This window comes from Daejeonella sp. (genome assembly GCF_044348475.1).
In the GTDB taxonomy this organism is placed as follows: domain Bacteria; phylum Bacteroidota; class Bacteroidia; order Sphingobacteriales; family Sphingobacteriaceae; genus Daejeonella.
Genome location: NZ_JBIKSU010000155.1, coordinates 1 through 3,111 on the forward strand (window position 1 = coordinate 1; position 3,111 = coordinate 3,111).

A 3,111-nucleotide genomic window follows, 5' to 3' on the forward strand; every position below is an offset into this window, starting at 1 on the left:
TGAATTTCTACTTTTTATCTATTTTTTACTAGCCGTTATTGCCGAATTATATTTCAAGGATTTTGGATTTCTAATCTATCATTTATTAATGCTATCTGGTTTTGGCTTTATACTTTATTGTGCTTATGAAGAAAATTTAGGCTAATAAAGTATCAGAGAGAGATCGCATTAATAATATCATATTGAGTGATAATTTCGATATTACCATTTTGATCTTCAACTAGAACCGCCATATTTTCTTTATTAATTATGGTAGTAATCTTATCAATAGTGGTATTCAGATCTACAAAAGGGAAAGACGAAGTCATGATATCCTTAACACTACCAGAGCGAAGTGATGGATTTTCTAATACTGAATTCAATATATCACTCTCGGTTATTTTACCCACAATCATTCCTGTTTGAGTAACTGGAATCTGTGAAATATTCAATGATTTTATAGTATTGATTGCCTGCAAAACTGACTGCTCACAATCAATGGTAACAATTTCTTGTCTGCCTCGTTTTGCGAGGATTGATTTAGCAGTTAGTTTCTCATCAGCCAGAAAACCACGCTCCCTTAACCAATCCTCATTATACATTTTGCCCATGTATCTAGAACCATGGTCATGAAAAATAATAACAACTACATCACTTTCCTTGAGTTCATCTTTCAACTGCATTAGTCCGGCAAGTGCCGATCCTGCAGAATTACCAGCAAAAATCCCCTCTTTTCTGGCGATATCGCGGGTCATCAATGCCGCATCTTTATCTGTTACCTTCTCGAAGCGATCAATTATATTAAAATCAACATTTTTAGGCAGAAAGTCTTCTCCTATTCCTTCTGTAATGTAAGGATAGATCTCATTTTTGTCCATGATGCCTGTTTCCTTATACTTTTTAAATACAGAGCCATAGGTATCAATTCCCCATATTTTAATATCAGGATTTTGTTCTTTAAGGTATTTACCAGTACCTGAGATAGTTCCACCGGTACCTACCCCAACTACCAAATGGGTGATTTTACCTTCAGTTTGTTTCCAAATTTCTGGACCAGTCTGCTCATAATGGGCTAGAGAGTTTGACAGATTATCATATTGATTTGGTTTCCATGAATTTGGGACTTCACGCTCAAGCCTTGAGGAAACAGAATAATATGATCTGGGATCTTCAGGATCAACATTTGTAGGACATACAATAACCTCTGCGCCAAAGGCACGTAAAGCATCCACTTTTTCTTTAGATTGTTTATCTGTTGTAGTAAAAATACACTTATAGCCTTTTATTATTGCTGCCATCGCCAAACCCATTCCTGTATTTCCGGATGTGCCTTCAATAATAGTACCTCCAGGTTTAAGCTTACCACTAAGCTCTGCATCTTCAATCATTTTCACAGCCATCCTATCTTTAATTGAGTTACCAGGATTAGTTGTTTCGATCTTTGCTAAAACCGTTCCTTTAACATCTTTTGTTATGTTATTTAATTTAACCAAAGGAGTATTCCCTATGGTTTCAAGAATATTAGTATACCACATAATGCAAAAATACGGATTAAAGCGTGAAACAATAGATTAAATGCTAAAAGCTAAAGAAATACAACTATTATATTGCATATACCCAATAAACGATATTATATTTTAAAAATCAAGATTTTAACTAGTAGTTACCAATGGAAATTGGGTAAAAAATCGAGTCATTTTAAATTTTAGCAATCCTATAAAACTCAATAAGTTATTATCATTAAAATTTCAAATGCTTTACAGTTAAGCCATTATTTTTTAATTGTTTTAATGAGTCGATACCTATTCTCAGGTGTGTTTCAACATACTGCTCAGTAACATTTGAATCGCTTTCAGCTGTTTTCACTCCCTCGGGTATCATGGGTTGGTCTGAAACCAATAATAAAGCTCCTGTTGGGATTTTATTTGCAAATCCAGTTGTAAAAATTGTTGCAGTTTCCATATCAACCGCCATTGCTCGTAACGTTTTTAGATATTTTTTAAAACTTTTATCATGCTCCCAAACCCGGCGGTTGGTCGTATAAACAGTTCCAGTCCAATAATCACGAGAATGATCGCGAATGGTTGTTGAGATTGCCTTTTGCAAAGCAAATGCTGGTAATGCAGGAACTTCTGCAGGAAGATAATCATTAGACGTTCCCTCACCTCTTATCGCTGCTATTGGTAGGATCAGATCACCAATCTTATTCTTTTTTTTCAGCCCTCCACACTTTCCTAAAAACAAAACTGCCTTTGGCTGAATAGCAGTCAACAGATCCATCATCGTTGCCGCCATGGGGCTACCCATTCCAAAATTGATCAATGTAATCCCATTAGCCGAGACACTCTGCATGGGTTTATCTAATCCAATGATTGGCGCATGATCATGCCATTCAGAAAACAGGTTGAGGTACCTAGAAAAATTGGTTAATAGAATAAATTTACTGAACTCGGTTAAAGGCCGACCCGTATAGCGGGGCAGCCAATTATCAACAATATCCGATTTATTTTTAAGTCCTGATTTAACGGGAGTCTCAACTTCATTGGTCTTCTTTTCTGATGCTGTTTCCTCTACTTGAATTACTTGTTTCTTATTCATTATTCATTTTTTTAGCTTACAAAAAACCCCGATTAAATCGGGGCTCATTTATGCAACTTTAAGTTTTGTTAGATCAGATTTTTCAAATTTATCTTTGGCATAATCGAGTGTGATATACAACTCTTTTCCTGTTTTACCAGAGGGTGTTTCATACATTGCATCGATCATAATTGCTTCACAAATAGACCTTAAACCTCTAGCTCCAAGCTTAAATTCCATTGCTTTATCTACAATGAATTCCATGACATCTTTTTCAAAATCAAGATTCACGTTTTCGTATTCAAACAACTTTTTATATTGCTTGATTAAAGAATTCCTTGGTTCAGTTAAAATACTTAATAAAGTATCCCTATCCAATGGGTTCAGGTGAGTAATAACCGGAAGCCTTCCTATTAATTCAGGAATAAGCCCGAATGACTTCAGATCCTGGGGAGTAATGTATTTGTATAGGTTTTTGAGGTCAATCGTAAATTCATCTTTTTCAACCTTATATCCAACTGTTTGAGTTCGAAGCCTGTTTGCGATCTTCTTTTC

2 protein-coding genes and 1 pseudogene are annotated in these 3,111 nt (G+C 35.2%); all 3 read right to left on the reverse strand.

Annotated elements, in window-relative coordinates; all coding sequences use genetic code 11:
• Positions 1 to 152: 152 nt before the first annotated feature.
• Positions 153 to 1,514, reverse strand: a complete 1,362-nt coding sequence (locus ACIQZ6_RS12575; protein ID WP_395811623.1) for a pyridoxal-phosphate dependent enzyme — start codon at positions 1,512 to 1,514, stop codon at positions 153 to 155.
• A gap of 205 nt (positions 1,515 to 1,719) precedes the next feature.
• Positions 1,720 to 2,577 (reverse strand): AMP nucleosidase, encoded by an 858-nt coding sequence (locus ACIQZ6_RS12580; RefSeq protein ID WP_395811625.1) that lies wholly within the window; start codon positions 2,575 to 2,577, stop codon positions 1,720 to 1,722.
• A gap of 48 nt (positions 2,578 to 2,625) precedes the next feature.
• Positions 2,626 to 3,111 (reverse strand): annotated as a pseudogene (locus ACIQZ6_RS12585) (ATP-dependent Clp protease ATP-binding subunit ClpX); the annotation flags it as partial.

What these genes read in the sequence shown, in the direction of transcription:
- ACIQZ6_RS12575 (WP_395811623.1), bottom strand. Translation starts at nt 1,514, where the DNA reads ATGTGGTATACTAATATTCTTGAAACCATAGGGAATACTCCTTTGGTT.
- ACIQZ6_RS12580 (WP_395811625.1), bottom strand. Translation starts at nt 2,577, where the DNA reads ATGAATAAGAAACAAGTAATTCAAGTAGAGGAAACAGCATCAGAAAAG.